This window comes from uncultured Endozoicomonas sp., from assembly GCF_947495845.1.
Classification (GTDB): Bacteria; Pseudomonadota; Gammaproteobacteria; order Pseudomonadales; family Endozoicomonadaceae; genus Endozoicomonas.
In genome coordinates, this window is sequence record NZ_CANMAO010000001.1 from 142,935 (window position 1) to 164,074 (window position 21,140).

Sequence of the window (21,140 nt, forward strand, 5' to 3'; positions counted from 1 at the left end):
AGCCGCAATTGGTACATGGTGCTGAAATTTATAGAAGACAGTGTGTGGAGTGTTTAAGGAAGCCTGAAGGCAATGGAAACCACCTGCAGGCTGAGTATGTTGATCAGGTGGTGGTATCCATTTGGTTTGGGAGTAGGTTTTCTCTTATGGTGACGTAGTCGGGACGTCTCTCTATATAACATAAATAACCGCCAAAGCCGCCAGCCTCTTTTGGTGTCGGAATAGGAAGCTTTTCTGTGCAGCGATCGCTCAGGCCAGAAATTTTATCGAAAAATGGCAGGTCTATATGATATTTTGCATGGCCATCGTGCATTTTTTCTCTGGTTTTTATATAGGTTTCAGGGCTCCTGGTGCTGGATAGAAAATGATTGGCGTTGAAGAATTTTTCAATTTTTACATTCCGCACAGGATATTGTTGTGAGTGTCTATCAGTGGCAATGTAGTCGACAGTTCTTTGTTCTGGATTGACGTTGAAAATAATGATTGCATGCTCTCTGCTGTCTTGAAATGCTTTGATTTCCTTAAGTCTTCTTTCATTTCCGTAGGGCCAGTTTGCTGCTTTCCAGTTTTTTGATTTGGATATTAACTCCTGTAGTCCTTGTTGGTCTGTCATTTCCATTTCCCCATTAACAGCGCAGTGCAAATAGACAGGTTTTTTTTGATGGATAATGGCATTCGAAATAAACTGCAAATAGTCATCAGGTGTATTCAGTTTTGCAGACCATACCACATTTAAACCAATTGCATTAGCAAGCGTTGAAAGACTGGATCTGTCTGTGATTGCGCCTAATGGGAAACCATTTTTTTTAGCGATTTCTCGAAGTGAAATGGGGGCGTTACCCAGTTTTCTAACAGGGAATGCTAAATCGGAGTCAGGCTTTATTGGAGGCTCACTACTCCTTGAAGCATTTAAAATACTGTCGGCTAGCCTCAATGCATCCAAGGAACAGAGTCGCCCAGATTGCATGCTGAGTAATTTAGGGTTTATAGGGAGTGCATTCTGCATTTCAGACAGTAAACTATCCAAAAGAATTCCATGGATCACTTTAGCTTGAATTTCTTTATTTGGTGACAGGCTCTCTTCAAGCGCTTCTACCAGTTCGCCCAAGCGGTTGGTGGGTTCTGCGAATACGCCAATTGCACCTCTCAGCTTTTCAATACTGTCCTCATTATTTATACATAAATCGCTACATATTGCCTGTTCAAGTTTTTTGATTGTTTCAAATTTCGATGAATTGATTTCACGCGCTGCTGATTTGATGACGTCACGCAAAGCTTTTAGCTCTTGGAGTACATTAAGGCTCGTAGCTAACCACTCCCATAATGCGATTGGATGGTTTTCAAAAAACTGTCTGGCTTCATTGGAGAGGTTGTTCATCCCTAAGGCTTTTGATGTTTCAGTATTTGGGATCACTCCTGTGATTGTATTTCTATCAAGGTGGATGTCTTTTACCTTATTGGTAAATAGCGCCTGTTTGTCTATTTCGCTTGATTTAGCTTCCTTTTTTTCTTCTTTTGTTAGCGATAGGTGAGGGTAGAGTAGGGCATTAAATGTTGAAAAATTAAACCCTTTTTCTTGTTGGTAAAAATCGCTTCTTATGAGTTCTTTGATGTCTATCGATGCATTAATGCCTTTGATCATAAACTGGATGGTTGCGGGCTGGTTTTCTGGATCTGTGAGTATCTGGCGGCAGACCAAAGGTGTACCTTCGCTTAACGGGGCATAATTTTTACCTGAGCTCGTTTCTCCCAGATAAAAATTAAGAACATCCGTTATGATTTTTTTTTTCGCTTGCTCACTGCATCTTAAGTCTAACGGCTTTATGGTTACATTTGGACGAGGAACGGTCTGCTTGGCAGTATTTGGAGAAGAAGGGGGTGTTGGTGATTCTGGTTGCTCTGGTGAATGGCTGACAGAGCGGCGTCTTTCTCCGATCTCTGGCGCTGCACTGTGTTGCTCATTTGGCGTTTCCGGGATCTGGCAGGCCACATTTTCTTGAACCTTGACACCACCCGTTGTAGTGGAACTCCGATCATGTTGAATATCTTGTGCGTCTGAGTTAAGTGGATTAACTAAGTTGTGAGTTGGTAAAGAGGGGCTGCTTGGGCGTAAGTCATGCATATTTAAAGGCTCACTGTGTCAATGAATAGAATACAGTAGATGAGTTATTGACCAATAAAACAGTTAAAAGTTCCAGTTGTGTATTTTAAGTAATGCGGAATTAGTTGGGTGAGGTAATCGTTGTCAGCTGATTTAATGTTTGCGAGTTATTGGGCAATAAAAAGCCCCGAAGATACTCCGGGGCTTTTTATTGTGTCATGAGCAAGTTATAGGTGAGCTTCGGCATAAGCCGCCAGTGGTGAACGGGGCACGCCCTGAAGCTGCATGGAGCCTCCGTTAGGGAAATGCTTCAGCCGTTCAGTCATGTAGGTTAAGCCGGAGCTGGTAGCGGCCAGATAAGGCGTATCAATCTGAGCAAGGTTGCCCAGACAAATCACCTTACTGCCCACGCCGGCACGGGTGATGATGGTTTTGATCTGGTGAGGCGTCAGGTTCTGACACTCATCAATAATGATCAAACTCTGCTGGAAGCTTCGTCCTCGAATGTAGTTCAGAGATTTGAAGTGCAAAGGTACCCGATCGAGAATGTATTCCACACTGCTGTTAGTGGATTCATCATCGTTGTGCAGGGCTTCCAGGTTATCGGTAATGGCGCCGAGCCAGGGTTCCATCTTTTCCGCTTCCGTGCCGGGCAGGAATCCGATATCTTCATCCAGCCCACGGGTGGAGCGGGTGGCAATGATCCGCCGGAACTGCTTGGTGGCGATGGTCATTTCAATGGCCGCTGCCAGAGCAAGAATGGTTTTACCGGAACCGGCGGCACCGTTGAGGTTGACCAGATGAACGTCCGGGTCCAGCAACAGATTCAGCGCCATGGCCTGATGGATGTTCAGTGGTCTTAAGCCCCAGGCATCCTGATTCATCAGGCTTTCCCGACTGTGGTGTTGCAGGATTACTTTGTCGTCTTTAATGTCGACGACTTTGGCAACAAAACCCTGGTCGTCTAAAAGGAATTTGTTCAGGTAGAGCTCTTCTTCAAAATCGCTCTTGTTGATGGTGTGAAGGGTTTTTCCATCCAGTTGAATTGTATTGACTTCATTAATACGGTCCCAGAAATTACCTTCGTAATGGAGGTAGCCTTTCGTGAGTAAACCAATATCGCTGACCAGTTGGTCGCTGTGATAATCCTCCGTCAGGATTCCGCAACCTCTGGCCTTTAGACGCATATTGATGTCTTTGGTGACCAGAATGAATTGCTGGTTTGGATGGGCTTTCTGATACTGACAAATGTCGTTTATTATTTGATTGTCATTGTTGCTGGTGGGTAGGGTTGTGATTTTGTCGTCCGCATGACTCATCATGATAGACAGTGTACCGCTGGGTTCTGCTTTGCCTCCTCGATGAATGGGTACACCTTCTTCAATATCGCTGGGTGTTGCCGTGCCTATAATATTATCAATGAGTCGTATAGCTTGCCGGCAATCGGCGGCGATGGTTTGTTTACCGTTTTTCAGTTTGTCCAGTTCTTCCAGGACGGTGATGGGAATAAGAACCTGATGTTCTTCGAAATTAAGGATTGAGTTGGGGTCGTGTATCAGGACGTTACTGTCCAGAATGTAGGTGGTTGACGTGGGTGAGTTCTGTGGCCTGGTTTCCAGGGCATGTCCCATAGGCAGCTCCCTTGTCGCTTTTGTTTTTGGGTGACTCATTTTTGATTCTTATCGAAAAAACGACATCCGGCAAGACCAAATATCAATTAAGAATAAAAAACTTACTTTCCTCCTTTAAATGGTTTTAATTAGGTTGTTTTAATTCTACACTTCAAAAGTTATATCGCACTATCGCACAAAAGTATGAGACCTTTTTCTTGACGTTTTTCCTTCTCTCGATTCGGCCTTAACAGGCAATCAACCGGTTTTGTTGACTGACTGCCTGACAGACTATTTACAGCGAACCTGAAAACACTCTCAGTGCTGTTTTTCCGGCTTCACCAGAAGTTCTTCCGGTGGGTAATCCTTTTTCAATTTATCTCCCATCATGGCTTCCAGGTCAGGAATCAGGAAGGAATCATCCTCACAAGCAAAGCTGATACTAGTACCACTGGCACCAGCACGACCGGTTCGGCCAATGCGGTGAACATAATCGTCCAGCACTTCAGGCAGGTTGTAGTTGATGACGTGACTGATGCCATCAATATGAATACCACGACCGGCAACATCCGTCGCCACCAGTACGGTGATTTTACCGGAACGGAAGTTCTCAAGTGTTCTCAGTCGTTTGTTCTGTGGCACTTCACCGGACAGTTGATCCGCTTTCACACCAATGCGTTGTAGCTTCTCTGTTAGCTTACGAGTCTGATCCCGGCGATTGGTAAAGACGATGACCTTCTCAAGGTTAAGATGACGGATCAGATTTACCAGCAGTGGGAACTTCTGATCAGAGGAAAGGATATAAACCTTCTGATCAACCGTATCGGTTGCAGCACTTTCAGGTTCAATTTCAACCTTTACTGGTGCCCACGTCCATTGCTCACCAAGGCGCAGCACGTCGTCGGTAAAGGTGGCAGAGAACAGCAAAGTTTGGCGATCACCGGGGCGGGGCGTCATACGGATGATGCGGCGAACCTGCGGAATGAAGCCCATATCCAGCATGCGGTCAGCTTCGTCGATGACCATCACTTCGATCAGATCCAGAAAGAGGTCTTTACGTTCGCAGTAATCCAGCAGTCGGCCCGGAGTTGCCACGAGAATATCCAGATAATTGGAGTTGATGTTCTTTCGCTGCTTTTCGTAATCCATACCACCCACCACAGTGACCACATGCAATGGCAGGTATTTGGTCAGCGCTTCGGCATCTTTACCAATTTGCAGAGCCAGCTCCCGGGTAGGCGCAATGATGATGGCTCTGGGCTCACCGATGTAACGGGTATCCGGGGCTGGCGTATCCATTAATTGCTTAATGGTACTGATCAGGAAGGCGGCGGTTTTACCGGTACCTGTTTGCGCTTTACCAATGGCATCTCGCCCGGCAATGGTGCTGCCCAGAACTTCGGCCTGAATTGGGGTGCAGTATTGGAAGCCTTGGTCAGCAATGGCGTGCATCAGCTCACTGGGCAGTTCGAAATCGTGAAAGCGCTTCTTTTCAGGATCCGGGGCGACCTGAAACTGATCAATGCTCCAGTTGTCGTGCTGAGGTTTGTCCTGGCTGATCGATTTTCTGTTGCCGCTTTTTCGTGGTTTAGGGGCGGCTTTTTTACCGGTGCTTGCCGGTTCTATTTGCTTGCTGACAGGGGCTTTGTTCAGGGACTTGTCAGAAGCCTGAGTACCATTATCTGCTTGTTTTTTCTTGAAAAATCCTAGAAAACCACTCAATGCTTTACTCTCATTCCTGTCGGTACTGATAAGGCTTCAGTGTTTATAAAGCCCAGTGGGCCAGCCAAAGTAGGTGAAGTGCCACTTAATATCGTTAAGTGGAGTCAGCTGGTTTTCAGTTTGCGGTAAATATAAAAGCGCTATTATCGCGCCGATAGGATGCTCAAAGCAAACCGGGAGAGGCTATTACTATACAAGCAGTCATAAAAAGAGGGTTTTAAAAGGCAGTGATGCAACACTGCCCATGGTTTTTGAGGCGATTATGGCAGGACTCTATCTATTGAGTGCTGACTGTCAAAGCTGTCTTGGTGCTCTTCAGGTTGCCTTTTACCAAACCATAATTGCTCGGATTTTTCTTTTTTGGTGACCCGGCGTTTTTTCATTTTCAGCCACAGTCGGTGCAAGACAAATGCTTGCCCGGTATCCGGTATATGCCGAATATGAAACTGCTTGAACAGGGCTGCGGCAAATGACATCTCTTCCGCAAATTTCTGGCTTCTGGCCAGCTGAGTATCCTGAATCAAAGGTGCTGATAGGCACCGGTTGCCGATCAGGTTGATAGAAGGGCAAAAATTCATTGCTATTCCTCCATGTATGCCTGAAAAATTCGATAGTAGCTTATAGAAAGGTGGCTTACGATTAGACATTAGTCTGAGTTTGTGCAGTATTTCTACTATAAAATGAGGTGCAGAAATGAAGGTGCTTTTAACTTCTTGGGAACTAAGGCAAGTTGAAAAAGTCCAATCCTGAAAGCCTTCAGTTGCCAATGGTTTGGTGGACTGGTTGACTGATAAGAGGAGCGGTTCCCATGGGGAAGCACTATTTATCGACATTGACTCACGCAGCCCTCTTTGCGTTGCTATCTCTATTCTTTTTGCCTACTTTGGTTTTTGCCGAGCATAAGCCAGCAATCTCCCGTGTTTTTCAATATTCAACGCTTGATGCTCTGCTAAAGGGGCAATTGGAAGGACGGCTAACATTGTCAGAGCTGGCCAAAAATGGTGACTTTGGGCTGGGCACATTGAGCGGCGTCGATGGTGAGATGGTGGCGGTTGATGGTCAGTTCTATCGGGTTGATGATCATGGGGTGGCATCGCTGGTGGCTGGAGACAGCAAAACCCCATTTGCCATTGTTATCCCATTCCGTGCCACACAGACATTTTCAGTGGTTGAAGCACTGACACTCAACCAGCTTGGCCGTTTTATTGATCAGCGCATCCGTGATCAGGATTTGATTCATGCCATTCGCATTGATGGGCGGTTTAAGCAGTTGCTGGTTAGAAGTGTTCCAAAACAGTCGAAGCCCTTCCGGCCTTTGGCAGATGTTCTGAAAACAGATGAAGTGCGCTTTGAATACAAAGATGTTGAAGGCACCTTGGTCGGGTTCAGAGCGCCTGATTCTATGAGTGGAATCAATGTAGCGGGCTATCACTTCCATTTTATCGATACTGGTCGCAGCTTCGGTGGGCATGTTTTGGAGTTGATCACGGATTCTGGAATCGTGAAACTGAATCAGGCCTCACATCTTGAGTTGCAGTTGCCCGTCGAAAACACCACCCATTGAGGCACTGGTATGAGAGCGTTGTTAGGTTTGTTGTTGCCTTTATGGATCATCATTGCCAGCACTGTGGGCTTTTATTTCCATGTAGAAGTTTCAACGTTCAAACCCGCATTAATTCCTATTATGGCAACGATTATGTTTTCCATGGGGATGACTATCTCAATGGAAGATGTACTGCGAACACTTAAACAACCGCAGGCTCTGGCAATTGGTGTATTGCTTCAGTTTTTGGTGATGCCTGCTGTCGCGTGGGCGGTCAGTATTGCCTTGGGGCTGTCGCCTGAATTGCTAACAGGCATGGTGCTTGTGGGAGCTGCGCCTGGAGGGACGGCATCGAATGTACTGGCTTATTTGGCCGGAGGCCGTGTTGCGCTTTCCGTTAGTATGACGACAGTATCAACGTTACTGTCTATCCTCTTTACGCCATTGCTTGCAGGCTACTATCTCGACTCGGTTGTGGAGGTCGACCGGCTGGGTATTTTACTCAGTATCGCGCAAATGATTTTATTGCCAGTCCTTGGTGGAATGCTTTGTAAAGCCTGGCTGCCTAAATTGGTTTCCCGGGTGGTACCGATTTTGCCGAGTATTGCCAGCTTTGGCATAGCGAGTGCAATCTGCATTATTGTTGCTTTAAATGTTGCTAATCTGGCTCATCTCAGTGTAATGCTGGTGGTTGCTGTGGTTTTGCATAATCTGCTCGGCTTATCTTTGGGTTATATACTGGCGTTGTCCAGTGGGCAGGATTTTGCGTCTGCTCGAACCATTGCCATTGAAGTGGGTACGCAAAATAGCGGTATGTCGGCAGCAATTGCTATCCAGCATTTTTCTTCTTTAACTGCGATTCCATCGGCTATTTTCAGTATTTTTCAGAACATATTTGGTGCTGCCCTTGCCGGTTACTGGTCTATCCGACCTTGTAAGAATATAGAGCACGATGAAGATAGGGCTGAATGTTAATCGAGGACGGGGTAAGCTGATTAAATAGTTGTTTAGATAATGGTGCGAACGCAGTTTATGAAGGACAAGGTTATGGATAACAGGTTTTATAACCGGGATATTGTATCGATCGCCGATTTATCTCGGGAAGATATGGAACAAATTCTGGACGTTGCGGCAATTTTAAAAGAAACACCTCATCCCACCCTGCTTAATGGCAAAGTCATCGCCAGTTGTTTTTTTGAAGCATCTACCCGCACAAGGCTCTCTTTTGAAACCGCTATACATCGGCTAGGTGGAACGCTGATTGGTTTTGCCGATGGCGGCAATACATCGGCAAAAAAAGGAGAAACCCTGGCGGATGCTATCAGAATGGTCAGCTCCTACACGGATGCCATTATTATGCGACACCCGAAGGAAGGTGCGGCGCGCATGGCATCTGAGTTTTCGGGCGTACCCATCATTAATGGTGGCGACGGTGCTAACCAGCACCCGACACAGACGCTGCTGGACCTATTTAGTATCAAAGAATGTCAGGGGCAGCTGGATAATCTGACAGTGACGTTTGTTGGTGATTTAAAGTACGGAAGAACAGTGCACTCTCTGGCACAAGCGCTCACTCATTTTAATGCTACGTTTAATTTTATTGCTCCGGACGCTTTGGCCATGCCGGATTACCTTCTGCAGGAGCTGGATGAAAAAGGCATTCGCTGGCAAAGGTCGGATACCATTGAAGAGGTGATCGCCAATACGGATATTGTGTATATGACCCGTGTACAAAAAGAACGATTTGATGAAACGGAGTACAAACATATCGCCTCAAAATACGTGCTGACCAACGAAACCCTGAAAACCGCACCCGAGCATTTGAAAGTGCTGCACCCATTACCCAGGGTGGATGAAATTGCCGTTGAAGTGGATCAAACGCCCCACGCTTACTATTTTGAACAGGCTCGTAATGGTGTTTATGCAAGACAGGCGTTACTGGCACTGATTCTGAACGAAACGGGTTTATAAGTAGTTAACCACATGAAATCATATTTTCTGACTAAGTGGACAGTCACTCTGCGGCGTTACAACTCCGGTTACATAGCTACAGCTATGCTCCCTGCGTTGTGCCTTGCATAGTAACAGCCCACTCAGCCAGAAATATTCAATTCCATATGGCCAACTGCTTAGGCAATCTACCGAACAGTATTTGAGGATTATTGAATGGGAAACAAACTTCAGGTTGAGGCCATCTGCCAGGGGACGGTGATTGATCATATTGCCGCAGGGCAAGGGGTTAAGATTCTGGATCGTCTTCATTTGCTGGATAGCAAAGCGCGAATTACCGTAGGCTTTAATCTGCCGAGCAAAGCTCTGGGCTTTAAGGACATTATCAAAGTTGAAGGCAGAATGTTTACGGAGCAGGAAGCCAACGAACTGGCGTTGTTTGCCCCTTCAGCCACGATTAATGTGATCGATGATTATCGGGTTGTTGATAAGTTTGCCATGACAATACCGGAGACACTCAGTGGCGCTTTTTCGTGCCCTAATTCAAATTGCATTACGCATAACGAGCCGGTGGACAGTTTTTTTTATCTTCGTCATGTCAGAGATGACACCCAGTTAAAATGTCGCTACTGTGAAAAAATCTTCAGTAAGGAGATTGTTGCAGAGCTCAAATAATTGATTTTGTTTAAATGATGTTAAACCAATAAATACCCTGTAAAGCCGTCTTGTAATAAAGCTGTAGGTGGTTATTATTGTTAAAAGTTGCTTACTTCAGGCACGTTCTAGGCTCATTCAATTAATAAGGATTATTCTGCTCAATGCATTGTCCATTTTGTGGTGCAGCTGACACCAAGGTTATTGACTCACGATTGGTTGCCGAAGGCAGTCAGGTACGTCGACGTCGTGAGTGCCTGACCTGTGTTGAGCGTTTTACCAGTTACGAAACGGCGGAACTGTTAATGCCGAGATTGGTAAAAAGGGATGGCACCCGTGAGCCTTTCCATGAAGATAAGCTTCGGGCTGGTATGGCTCGCGCTCTGGAAAAACGCCCTGTGGGTGTTGAGCCGCTGGAAGAAGCCCTGAGCCGTATCATTCATCGCCTTCGCGCCATGGGCGAACGGGAAGTCAGCTCCCGAATTCTTGGTGAAGAAGTCATGCGTGAGCTTAAAAAGCTGGATGAAGTGGCTTACATTCGCTTTGCCTCAGTGTACCGACACTTCAAAGATTTAAATGAGTTCCGGGAAGAAATTGATCGTCTGGAGACTGAAGACAAGGGAGTCTGAATGCCTCTGATTATCTTAATGCTGGCTATTTTAGCGCTGGTTTTTGGTCCCCAGTATTGGGTAAAAAGTACCCTTCGCAAATATGGAAAAGACCGGCCGGATCTCCAAGGCACTGGAAGCGAACTGGCAGAACATCTTATTGAGCGTTACCACCTCGAAGGGGTGAGCGTTCGAGAAGGCCAGGAAGGCGAAGATTATTATGACCCGGAAGGGAAAGTTGTGTCGCTTTCCGCTTCTCACTTTCGCGGTAAAACCGTTGCTGCCGTCGCTGTTGCAACCCATGAAGTCAGCCATGCGCTGCAGCATCAGGAGCAGAATCCCGGTTTTATGCGGCGACAGCGTCGAATTAAAACTGCCATCATGATTGAGCGCTTCAGTGTGTTGGCGTTGATGGTCACTCCGTTTATATTCTTGTTGACACGATTGCCTCAAAGTACCCTAATTACGCTATTGTTGGGGGCTTCCGGTATGGTCGCTGCTTTGTGGGTTCAGTTGATGAATCTGCCGGTGGAAATGGATGCCAGTTTTAATAAGGCACTGCCCATTCTTGAAGACGGGTATCTCTCCAGCCAGGATATGCCGGGTGCAAGAAAGGTGCTTAAGGCCGCAGCGATGACTTATGTGGCCGCTGCTCTTGCCAGCTTGCTGAATATAGGTCGGTGGATCGCTATTCTCCGTCGATAACCTTTAATTAGATTACTTAGGAACTGCCAAAAATAACTTCCATATTTAACCAGAACCGTTGTCCGTGTTCCGTTACCCGTAATACCTTGATGCTTGTGCTTTTACGGAAAACGGTAAACGGAAAACACGTCTCTGAGCATTGAAGTTATTCAGGCACGGCTCCTTACACTTAACTTTAACAGGGATGTACATTCTGTATGGTCAGTCCTTCTTTGCTGGCGCTTTTCGTTCCGACATTTTTCTTTGTTTCTGCCACGCCAGGTATGTGCATGACGCTCTCGATGACGTTGGGTATGACAGTGGGCTTTCGTCGTGCATTGTGGATGATGGCGGGTGAATTAGTAGGCGTTGGTCTGGTTGCAACCCTTTCTGTTCTGGGTGTTGCGGCCGTCATGCTGAACTATCCGGAAGCCTTTTCTATGTTTAAGTGGGTGGGTGGCGCCTATTTGTTTTATCTTGGTGTACAGATGTGGCTGTCGAAAGGAAAGATGGCGATACCTCTGGAAGGCGAACAGCCGCGGCATACGGGTATTAAAGAATTAGTGGTTCAGGGGTTTGTCACCGCCGTTGCCAACCCTAAAGGCTGGGCATTTTTCATTTCATTGTTGCCGCCGTTTATTTCAGCGGATCAGGCAATGGCACCACAGTTAACCATTCTGATTGTATTGATTCTATTGATCGAATTTATGTGCCTGATGATGTACGCCGCTGGTGGTAGAACGTTGCGACACTTCTTACAAAAGAGTGGAAATGTACGAGTTATGAACCGAATCGCCGGCTCTTTAATGATGGGCGTTGGTGTCTGGCTAGCGGTTGGGTAATGACTGTTGTTGCAAAAATTGAACTATAGTAGCTCAGGTTCTACTCGTTCGTTACAGATAGGAATAACTGCATCTTGCAACCAAAATTAAGTGACAGATGATGAGGAAATATTGATGGCGCATAAGATATTAATGGTACTTACCTCTCACGATAAACTGGGTAATACGGGTGAGAAGACGGGTTTTTGGGTGGAGGAGTTTGCAGCGCCTTACTATGTCTTTCGTGATGCTGGTGCTGAAGTATTTTTAACGTCTCCGGCCGGTGGTCAGCCACCCATTGATCCAAAGAGTGAGTTGGCCGATTTTCAGACCGATGCCACTCGCCGCTTTGACTTAGACGACCATGCTCAGGTTCAGTTAGCACAGACCATGAAGTTATCTGAGGTTGATGCATCTGAGTTTGATGCTGTGTTTTACCCCGGTGGTCACGGCCCGCTATGGGATCTGGTAGATAACAAAGACTCTGTTGATCTCATTGAGAAAATGTTGCTGAGCGGCAAGCCAGTATCAACAGTGTGTCATGCCAGTGCCGCATTGCTGAACGTTAAAAACGACAATGGTAGTTCTGTTGTAGAAGGTAAGGCGGTGACCGGTTTCAGTAACACTGAAGAAGATGCGGTGCAGTTGTCGGAGGTAGTGCCGTTTCTGCTGGAAGATGCTCTGAAAGCGCGTGGAGGTAACTATCAGAAAGCTGACGATTGGTATCCGTTTGCTGTGCAGGATGGTTTGTTGATTACTGGTCAAAATCCAGCCAGCTCTGCGTTGGTGGCAGAAAAATTACTCGAACAACTCGGGTAATTGCTTAGAGGCCGTAAAAACATGCGTTTCACTGGTCTGCCGGGCTGAAAGCCTCGTTGATTAATTGCCTGATTTTGTCGGTTCTTCCGGTTAGTTGCTCCACGTTTTCCTTGGCTAATGCTGAGCTCAGTGGAAAGCAATTACAGAAGATGAGTGCTTTTTTGGGACTCTATTTGATCCTGAAAGTTCTCCTTATACCGAAAATTCATATTTTTTGGCGATCATGGGGTACTTTCAATTAAAAATTCGACATATGTTAAATTCAAAACGCCTTCTAGCCATTGGTGAGTTTTATAATGCGCTGATTGCTGCTGCCTCTCCAAGGTAAACTTAAGTCTCTTTCGTCCAGCTCAAAACGACCATCAATCATCACGTCAACGTATTGGATGATCTCTTTCTGGGCTGTGCTCAGCTCTTCAATGGTGTAACCCGTCCAAAGCCAAACATTCTTCTCTGGATAGGTTCCTTTGACTCTTTTAACCAGTTTAAGAATCCCCGTGAGATTACCGGGATACAGTGGGTCACCGCCTGACAGTGACAGCCCATCACGCTTGATGCGCGCATCGCCCAGGTCTTTAATAATTCTGTCTTCCATAGTCTGATCCAAAGGATGCCCCTTGCGGGCATCCCATGTTGATGAGTTATGGCATCCTTTACAGAAATGCTCGCATCCGCTTACGAATAGCGTACAGCGAGTGCCTTCACCATTGACCACGTCAATAGGATAATACTGCAGATAATTCATAGCGGATTACAGATGTTTCACACGACGAACCACTTCTTCCTGCTTACCCTTGATAAAAGGGCGACTATTGGGTTGGCCGAGATATCCACAAACACGACGGGTAACCGACATGCGGTCTGAATCCCGGTTTTTACACTGTGGACATTCAAAGCCACGACTGGTGGCATTGAATTCACCTTCGTAGCCACAGCTGTAGCAGGAATCATTAGGGGTATTAGTGCCGTAGTAAGGCACTTTGTCGTAAGTATAGTCCCAGACGTTTTCCAGAGCTTTGAGATTGTTGACCATGTTCGGGTATTCGCCGTAACAGATAAAACCGCCACTGGCGTGTTTAGGATACACCTGCTCAAAGTCTACTTTGTCGTATGGGTTTACTTTTTTCTCGACATCCAGATGGAAGGAGTTGGTGTAGTAACCCTTTTCCGTTACGCCTTCAATCACACCAAACTTTTTCTTGTCTAAGCGACAAAAGCGGTCGCAGAGACTTTCGCTGGGTGTCGAGTAAAGGCTAAAGCCGTACCCGGTTTCTTCTTTCCACTGATTGACTGCCGCTCGCAGTGTTTCAATGATGGCCACACCTTTTTGGCGGAGCGCTTCACTGTCGTAGATATCACCATTGCCATACAGAGCATTGATGGTTTCATGGACACCAATATAGCCCAGAGAAATGGAGGCACGACCGTTTTTGAAAATCTCACTGACCTTGTCGTCTGGCTTTAAGCGAACACCGCAAGCACCCTCGACGTAAAGGATTGGCGCGACTCTGGCACGGACATTATCCAGTCGATGAATGCGACTCATGAGGGCGTCTTTAGCTACCTTCAGGCGCTCTTCCAATAATTGGTAGAATGTTTCTTCACTGCCCCTACTTTCAATAGCAATACGCGGCAAGTTCAGGGAAACCACGCCTAGATTGTTACGTCCGTCGTGAATTAACTTACCTTCTTCTTCATAAACGCCAAGGAATGAACGACAGCCCATAGGGGTTTTAAAACTGCCAGTGACTTCTACCAGCTTGTCGTAGTTCAAAATATCCGGATACATACGCTTACTGGCACACTCAAGAGCCAGTTGTTTGATATCGTAGTTAGGATCTTCTTGGGCAAAGTTCACGCCTTTACGGATGGCAAAGACCAGTTTTGGAAATACCGGTGTCTTGCGGTTTTTGCCCAGACCACGAATACGGTTCTGCAAAATGGACTTCTGCACCAGACGCTCTTCCCAGCTGGTTCCCAGACCAAAACCGAAAGTAACAAACGGCGTCTGTCCATTAGCGGTGTGCAGTGTGTTGACCTCGTACTCCAACGCCTGATATGCGTCGTTGCAATCTTTCTCGGTCATTTCCATGGCAAAGTCGCGGGCTTTCTGCTCATCGCCAATCCAGCGCATACCTTGCTGAAGATGCTTTTCGTAGGTTTTGGTGACGTAGGGCGCATGAATTCGATCAATATCATTGATGCTGGTGCCGCCATAGATATGGCTGGACACCTGAGCAATGATTTGAGCAGTAATGGCCGCCGCGGTTGTGATGGACTTCGGCGTTTCAATTTCCGCATTACCCATACGGAAGCCATTGGTCATCATCCCTTCGATATCGATCAACATGCAGTTGAACATTGGGAAGAAGGGAGAATAGTCCAGATCGTGATAGTGAATTTCACCACGGTCATGGGCTTCAGTAATGTGCCTTGGCAGGATGTGCTGCTTAGCATAATGACGAGCAACAACGCCTGCCAGCAAATCCCGTTGAGTTGGGATTATCTGACTGTCTTTGTTAGCGTTTTCGTTCATGATCTCTTCATTATCCTGGTTGATAATGCTGAGAATGTCTTTGCTGAGAGCATTACGCGACTCCCGTTCGATATCACGGGTCTGGCGGTATTCAATGTATTTACGGGCAGCATTGTGGTGTTCGCTACTCATCATCAGGTCTTCTACCTGATTCTGAATATCGTAGATGTCCACCTGCTCCTGAGGCGCAACGGTGTTGGCCACTTTTTTACCAACGTATTCCGCAAAATCGTTATCCTTGATATGAGCATCATTCAAGGCGCTGGCGACGGCTTTGACAATTCGTTCTGCATCAAAAGGCTGCCGTGAGCCATCACGTTTGATGATCTCTGTCATGGGTAACTCCGAGAATAAGAAAAAGGCATCTGACTCATAGTACCGAGCGATGTCAATAGATTGTGGTGTGGTGTTTAATTAAGCACTAGATGTAGTGTTTTCGGTGGTAATGATCCTCCAAAATTTCGCGTTCTGCAATATTGACAAAACGCAAAATTCACCGGAATTACCTTGTTGAGTAGAAAAGTCAGGGATCACTGACGGCGGAGCATAAGTGCAATCAAAGGATATATGTCGTCTAGGTAGATACCGTTATGTTGGGTTAATTGACAAAAGCACCCAATCATATGAAATCAGATTTTCTAACTCATTGGTTAGCCACTCTCGGCAACTTGCTCCTGCGTTGCTCTACCTCCTGTATCAATTCAGTCGTGCTACGTTACATCTTCGATCACATAGCTACAGCTATGCTCACTCCAATGTGCCTTGCATAGTAACCAACCACTGAGCCAGAAATATTCGATTTCATATGGTTGGGTACTTATTGCTGAAAGGCAGCGTTGGTGCGATGATCAGCCACCCTTTTTGAACATCGATGTGGAGAGTGAGTTGAGCCCAAGTCACGGAAAAGTTGCCCTGGCAAACTGTGAATATGATCCTATGCAGGAAAAGATGCTGTCAGCCTATCTTGTTTCCTGCCCGCCGGATCATGGTAGAACCATGACGGTCACCGCCATTAAAGGGCTTATGTTTGCTATTGCGAACTCTCCGGTCACTGTCACTCCCGATCGCTGGATGGCGTTGGCTTTGGCATCGAAACAACCGGTGTTTACGTCTAAGGAGCAGGAGGATGATGTTCGTCACATCCTTTTCAACCTTCTGGAAAAAATAAGGCACACCATTACCTCTGGTCAGGAAGTATTGCCCGAAGAGTGTCGTGCAGAAGATATTTATTCATCGAACTTTTCTCGTCTGAAGGAATGGGCCATGGGTTATGGCCAGGGCAGTGAACTGCTGATGGATGTATGGACTCAGGTGTTGAAACACCCCAAGGTTAAGCCTATGGAAGAATCCTGGTCCAGCTGTATGCTTCTGTTGAACGTTTGGAGTCGTGCAGATAGCCTGCTGGAAAAAGCAAAGAAGCCCGGTGGTCCAAATGTGAATAAAATGCTTGATGCCATGCCTGCCGTCGCTCGGGAAATGGCCGTCATGTGTCATGATATTCGTAAGATCTGGCAGGTATCTACTGCAAAAACCGCCCCGGTTATGGTGACTAAGGTGGGGCGGAATGACCCATGCAGCTGTGGCAGCGGTAAAAAATACAAGAAGTGCTGCGGGGAAAAATAACCTTAAGTAGTTAACCACTTGAAATCATATTTTCTGAATCATTGATCAGGTCCTCTGTCTGCGTTGCAACTCTGGTCACATAGCTCGCTATGCTTCCGCCGTTGCGCCTTGCAGAGAACCTGGCCAACTACTTAGGCAATGTTAACATCGCCGGAAGGAAAGCTTCCGGTCCCATTTCCATCTTTATTTTTATCTTCACTTCCATGAAAGTGCAGCTCCCTTTGAGGGAATGGAATGGTTATACCTTCCCGATCAAACCGAATCTTTACTTCCCGCGTGATATCCCAATAAACATCCCAGTAATCATCTGTTTTTACCCATGGTCGTACAATAAAGTCGACTGAAGACTCATTGAGTACATGAACCTTGATCATGGGTTCTGGTGTTTTCAAAGTACTTGGATGGCTGGTGACGATATCGCAGAGAATGGTTTCGACGCGCTCGATCTGATCGCCATAGGCGACACCAAACACCATATCCACCCGGCGAATCCGCTCAGCGGTCATGTTCTTAATGGTTTCACCCCAGATTTTTGCATTGGGAACCATAAACACCTGATTATCAAAGGTTCGGATGGTGGTATTTACCAGACTCATTTTGCCCACTTTACCCGCAACGCCACCGGCTTCGACAAAATCCCCCACATCAAACGGGCGATAGATCAAAATCATCATGCCAGAAGCAAAGTTAGAAAGGGTATCTTGCAGGGCAAAACCGATCACGATACCGGCGACTCCGAGACCGGTCAGTACCGGCGTTAAATCCCAACCTATTTGGGCTAACGAAAACAAGACGCCAAAGATAATGACGATATTGCCACCGACTTTTATAAAAAAATCCTGAACCAATGTGCTGAAACCGGCTTTTTTATGGGTGACAGCCCGGGATATCAGCAGACGAACCAGTCGAGCCAGTAGCACGGCACCAATCATTAACAGAACAAAAAGAATGATCCTTGAGAGCATGCTGGAGATATTGGATTTTAACCATGCGGTGAGATCCACCCAAAGCCCGGCAACCACCGCTTTCATGGTATCCAGATTGAAAACGGCTTCGGCAAGGTTGCCGGTGGTTTTGAACAGCAATTCGTTATATTGCTCAACCGGCAGATCTTGGTCTTCCATAATCATAACGACGTCTTTCAGGTTGGCCACTGCACTTTGCACCAATCGGTTCTGAGAGGCGGCTTTCGCCTCTAATGTGCTTCGTGCATCTGCAGGAAGCGTCTTTAACTCATCCTGTAACAGTGAATTCTGGCGGGCATTGCTGCGCAGAAAAGAGGCCATGAAATCGGCGTACAGGGTGATTTCCTGATTCAATTCATCTTCTTGATCAGTGACGTCTATACCCATGCTTTGCAGTAATTTAAGATTTTTTTCGCGCTCAACCATCAGGATGTTGATGTAGTGGTAAAAATCATCAATATTGAAAATAGTCAGGACTTGCTGATCGATGGTGGCATGTTCGTATTTGGCAAAAAGATTTTGCAGATCGGTGGAGGCAAACGTTAACCGCTGCTCGAAGAAACGGTTTTCTGCATGGACCAGATCAACAATGCGTTTGGGCGCGTCAATGGTTGCCGGACTGGCTTGTAATTGTTTTATGGTGTCGTTTATTTGCTTCGTTAACAAATTGATATCGACGGATGTCTGTTGTTGTATGAGGTCTCTGTTGACTTCGGATTGTGTTTTCCCCCAATTAGCCTCCATTTTTTTCATTTTGATTTCTGTTGCCTTGATGGCAGCAGATGCGGTTTTGTATTGTTTTTGCAGTTCAGCCGTTAATGGCGGCGGTGGCGCTTTGGGTTCTTGAGGCGAGTCTTGATTGTCGGCGGCATTAACTAATGAGCAGAAGAAAAGTGACAGAAGTAAAGTTCGAAGCACTGGAGACCTCCAGATTAGATATCAGTCTCCTGTGTAGTTTATACCAATTCTGTTTTTAAATTATGGGCTGCGCAGCTATTTTTACCGACTGGATCAGCGTTGAAGTTCCTCGCCATAGCTACAGCTATGACTCGTCTCTTCGCCTTGTCCAGTCGCCCAAAATAACTTGCTCGCTCCAAAATTTCAAAACGTCATTGGTATTAGGTGCTGCAGATGGCTCGGTAGAAAAAGTTCACTGACGTTTATTGGTTGGCTGGCTGCTTACCCTGCATCCAATTGTAATTCCGTAGCTATTTGTTCCTCAGTGCCTTTCGCCAGGTGTTGCACATCCAGCAGATAGATACGCTCAGGCGCCAAACCACCCTCGTTCATCAGGTAGTCTTTAATTTCTTTAGCTCGGTCGATCGCAAGCTCTCTCATGGCTGCTTCATTGTAGGGCCATTGCTGAATCAGCTGTTCAGTAATACTGGCTATATTATTGTTTTCCAGCGCGATAGTTGCACGACCAGAGTCATTCATTTTAGTGGCGACTTGGGTCAGCAGTTGCAAATGAATATCTGGATTTATCATGGATAAGGATGTGGATTCCGGAATTGGCTGCTGCTGGCTTTCCAGCGTATTGATCCAAGATTTATACAGTTGTTCATTCAGCAGTTTTTCTGCCACCAGAGGCCAGTCCGACTGGTTGGCGGTTTTGCCTGTTACTTCCAGTTGCAGTTCAGGTCTTTCCTGAAGTGCTTTTGCCAGTTTATCCAGAGATTCGATTTGCTGGTATTGCTGGAGTGAAAATTCACCGGGTGCAAAATTGATGAACTGCATCTCTTCAGCACTGCCGCCGACCAGTGATGCCAGCAGATCAAAGGGAGCTGAGATAAGATTGGTAATTAAATTAAACAACGCCGTGCGGATAATAGGGCCAAGCTTGAATTCCGGGTTATCCAAATCACCACTGACTGGCAGCTTAATATCAATTTGACCATTTCGGTCTTTGAGCAGGGCAATTGCAAGGCGAATCGGCAGGTCAACGCTTTCGTCACTGTCGACTTTGCTGCCCAGTATCAGTTTGTCCAGCAACATCTCATTGGTGGCGGAAAGTTGGTGATTACGAATACCGTAATTCAGATCCAGATGCATCCGACCTTTCTGAATGGAGTATCCGGCAAATCGTCCGGAATAGGGTGTTAGTGTCGTTAGTTCAAGATTTTTGAACGACATTGAGAGATTGGTTTGGTCAAGGGGCGATGATGGGTTTATGGCTCCCTGAATCGTTACCGGGGCGTAGCGGTCAACTCTCCCAGCGATGTCGATGGTGGCTGGTGTCTGACTTTTGGAATCAAAGCCGGAGACTTTACCATTGAGGTTGACGATAGGGGTTGCAAAACCCGGCTCAAAAGAACGATCGGAAAAGTCCATGGCACCGTTTGCGATGGAAAATGTCTTTATTGCCAGGCTGAAATCCCGGGCGTTATCTTTCTCTGGAGAGCTTTCTGGAGAATAGCCGGGTGCTGAGGGTTGTTGGGCGGTACTGTTCGTTTCTTTGGCGAGTGCGGCAAGATTAACTTGTAGATTTTCATCAATAGCAATGACGGCTTCAGGACCGCTCAAAGCGATCTGCTGGACAGTTAAGCGGTTGTCACTTTCACGATAAGCCAATCCATTTACTTGCAGGTGTTGCCAGCGAACCACTGGCTCCTGGTTGATAGTGTTATCAATCCGGAGCTTGTCTACCGATGCATTGCTTTCAATCTCTATTCCATCAGTAGGCTGCCAGTTTACCTGCGCTTCGACGTTTAAATTGCCGCTTTTTAACTCTGCGTTGGCATACTTAGAAATAATGGGCTGAAAATCCGGTAGGTTCAGCTTCTTCAGGCTGATGGCCCCTGAAGCAATGGTGTTGAATGGGTCTTCTGCCAGCTGAAGATGCAGTTGGCTTTTTAGGATTGCACTGTCGTTTAAGTGAGTATTGATTGTGATGTCGGCGCTGGATTCTGGCCAGCCAATGTTATGACCCACAAGATTAATATGATCAAGGGTTAGGTGAAAAGGTGACGCCTTGTGAGTGTATTGATGATCCGTAAATTGGAACTTGCCTTTACGAAGTGTGGTCTCTCTGACGAGAAAGTGAACAGGTTTGCCCGGCTCATCAGGAATAGCTTGTGGCTCTTGTACTGTTGGCGCGAGTAAAGCGGCGACATTGATGATGCCATTTTTATCAAGTATCAGCTTGGTGGCCGGCTCATCGATCTGAATGCTGTTCAGAGCAAAAGTGCGCTGTTGGCCAGAAGGCGGAAAGATAAACTGAGCCAGATCCTGCCATTGGGCATCAATGGAGATTGACGACAGTTGCGCAGTGTCTTCAATATCCAGAGCAACCAGAGTCAGGTTAAGCGTAAATGGGTTGAAGTAGACGGCCCCAAGCTTAACTTCTTTGGTTAGTAATTGATTACCAGCCAAAGAGACTCCTATATGCAGCAAAGGAGGGATAATAACAAAACCGACAACGGCAACAGCAGTTATTGCTTTTAAGAAAAGTGACGCCAGTTTTCTAATCATTTTTGTTTGATATGATGTGAGTCAGGTGTCTTG

17 protein-coding genes are annotated in these 21,140 nt (G+C 46.4%); 9 read left to right on the forward strand and 8 right to left on the reverse strand.

The annotated features are described in order from the left end of the window. Positions 1-103: 103 nt before the first annotated feature. The 4 genes from Q1B11_RS00600 to Q1B11_RS00615 form a co-directional block, all read right to left on the reverse strand. Entirely contained in the window at positions 104-2,122 is a 2,019-nt protein-coding gene (locus Q1B11_RS00600; RefSeq protein WP_299725749.1) for a hypothetical protein, read from the reverse strand. 206 nt (positions 2,123-2,328) lie between these two features. Continuing rightward, positions 2,329-3,732, reverse strand: a complete 1,404-nt coding sequence (locus Q1B11_RS00605) for a PhoH family protein (protein WP_299726386.1) — start codon at positions 3,730-3,732, stop codon at positions 2,329-2,331. Positions 3,733-4,029: 297 nt separating this feature from the next. Then, the gene (gene rhlB / locus Q1B11_RS00610) at positions 4,030-5,433 is read right to left on the reverse strand and encodes an ATP-dependent RNA helicase RhlB (protein ID WP_299725752.1); all 1,404 of its coding nucleotides are present in this window, start codon (positions 5,431-5,433) and stop codon (positions 4,030-4,032) included. 260 nt (positions 5,434-5,693) lie between these two features. Further along, positions 5,694-6,011 carry a hypothetical protein gene (locus tag Q1B11_RS00615; RefSeq protein ID WP_299725755.1) on the reverse strand — a complete coding sequence of 106 codons (318 nt, stop codon included), beginning with the start codon at positions 6,009-6,011 and terminating at the stop codon, positions 5,694-5,696. A 230-nt stretch (positions 6,012-6,241) separates the two neighbouring features. On the opposite strand from Q1B11_RS00615, the gene budA reads away from it, so the two are divergent. The 8 genes from budA to Q1B11_RS00655 all read left to right on the forward strand — a co-directional run bounded on the left by budA (position 6,242) and on the right by Q1B11_RS00655 (position 12,512). Continuing rightward, positions 6,242-6,997, forward strand: coding sequence for an acetolactate decarboxylase (gene budA / locus Q1B11_RS00620; RefSeq protein ID WP_299725758.1), 756 nt, complete (start codon positions 6,242-6,244; stop codon positions 6,995-6,997). A gap of 9 nt (positions 6,998-7,006) precedes the next feature. Next, positions 7,007-7,951 carry a bile acid:sodium symporter family protein gene (locus tag Q1B11_RS00625; protein ID WP_299725761.1) on the forward strand — a complete coding sequence of 315 codons (945 nt, stop codon included), beginning with the start codon at positions 7,007-7,009 and terminating at the stop codon, positions 7,949-7,951. Between the two features lie 72 nt (positions 7,952-8,023). Then, complete coding sequence (gene pyrB, locus Q1B11_RS00630) at positions 8,024-8,947, forward strand: aspartate carbamoyltransferase (protein ID WP_299725764.1); 924 nt, start codon at positions 8,024-8,026, stop codon at positions 8,945-8,947. Positions 8,948-9,142: 195 nt separating this feature from the next. Further along, positions 9,143-9,601 carry an aspartate carbamoyltransferase regulatory subunit gene (pyrI, locus tag Q1B11_RS00635; RefSeq protein WP_299725767.1) on the forward strand — a complete coding sequence of 153 codons (459 nt, stop codon included), beginning with the start codon at positions 9,143-9,145 and terminating at the stop codon, positions 9,599-9,601. A gap of 143 nt (positions 9,602-9,744) precedes the next feature. Continuing rightward, positions 9,745-10,209 (forward strand): transcriptional regulator NrdR, encoded by a 465-nt coding sequence (gene nrdR, locus Q1B11_RS00640; protein WP_299725770.1) that lies wholly within the window; start codon positions 9,745-9,747, stop codon positions 10,207-10,209. Then, a complete protein-coding gene (locus tag Q1B11_RS00645; protein WP_299725773.1) occupies positions 10,210-10,893 on the forward strand; it encodes a zinc metallopeptidase in 684 nt (227 codons plus the stop codon). It begins immediately after the preceding gene. Between the two features lie 197 nt (positions 10,894-11,090). Then, positions 11,091-11,714, forward strand: a complete 624-nt coding sequence (locus Q1B11_RS00650) for a LysE family translocator (RefSeq protein WP_299725776.1) — start codon at positions 11,091-11,093, stop codon at positions 11,712-11,714. A gap of 114 nt (positions 11,715-11,828) precedes the next feature. Then, the gene (locus Q1B11_RS00655) at positions 11,829-12,512 is read left to right on the forward strand and encodes a type 1 glutamine amidotransferase domain-containing protein (protein ID WP_299725779.1); all 684 of its coding nucleotides are present in this window, start codon (positions 11,829-11,831) and stop codon (positions 12,510-12,512) included. Positions 12,513-12,786: 274 nt separating this feature from the next. Here Q1B11_RS00655 and nrdG read toward each other — a convergent pair whose 3' ends face one another. Then, positions 12,787-13,257, reverse strand: a complete 471-nt coding sequence (nrdG, locus tag Q1B11_RS00660) for an anaerobic ribonucleoside-triphosphate reductase-activating protein (protein ID WP_299725782.1) — start codon at positions 13,255-13,257, stop codon at positions 12,787-12,789. Between the two features lie 6 nt (positions 13,258-13,263). Next, a complete protein-coding gene (gene nrdD / locus Q1B11_RS00665; protein ID WP_299725785.1) occupies positions 13,264-15,384 on the reverse strand; it encodes an anaerobic ribonucleoside-triphosphate reductase in 2,121 nt (706 codons plus the stop codon). A 549-nt stretch (positions 15,385-15,933) separates the two neighbouring features. On the opposite strand from nrdD, the gene Q1B11_RS00670 reads away from it, so the two are divergent. Beyond that, complete coding sequence (locus Q1B11_RS00670; RefSeq protein WP_299725788.1) at positions 15,934-16,671, forward strand: UPF0149 family protein; 738 nt, start codon at positions 15,934-15,936, stop codon at positions 16,669-16,671. 131 nt (positions 16,672-16,802) lie between these two features. Here the strand turns inward: Q1B11_RS00670 and Q1B11_RS00675 are convergent, their stop codons facing one another. Then, complete coding sequence (locus Q1B11_RS00675; RefSeq protein WP_299725790.1) at positions 16,803-18,554, reverse strand: mechanosensitive ion channel domain-containing protein; 1,752 nt, start codon at positions 18,552-18,554, stop codon at positions 16,803-16,805. 261 nt (positions 18,555-18,815) lie between these two features. Further along, positions 18,816-21,107: a DUF748 domain-containing protein gene (locus Q1B11_RS00680; protein ID WP_299725793.1), complete on the reverse strand. Its 2,292-nt coding sequence runs from the start codon at positions 21,105-21,107 to the stop codon at positions 18,816-18,818. Between the last annotated feature and the right edge of the window lie 33 nt (positions 21,108-21,140).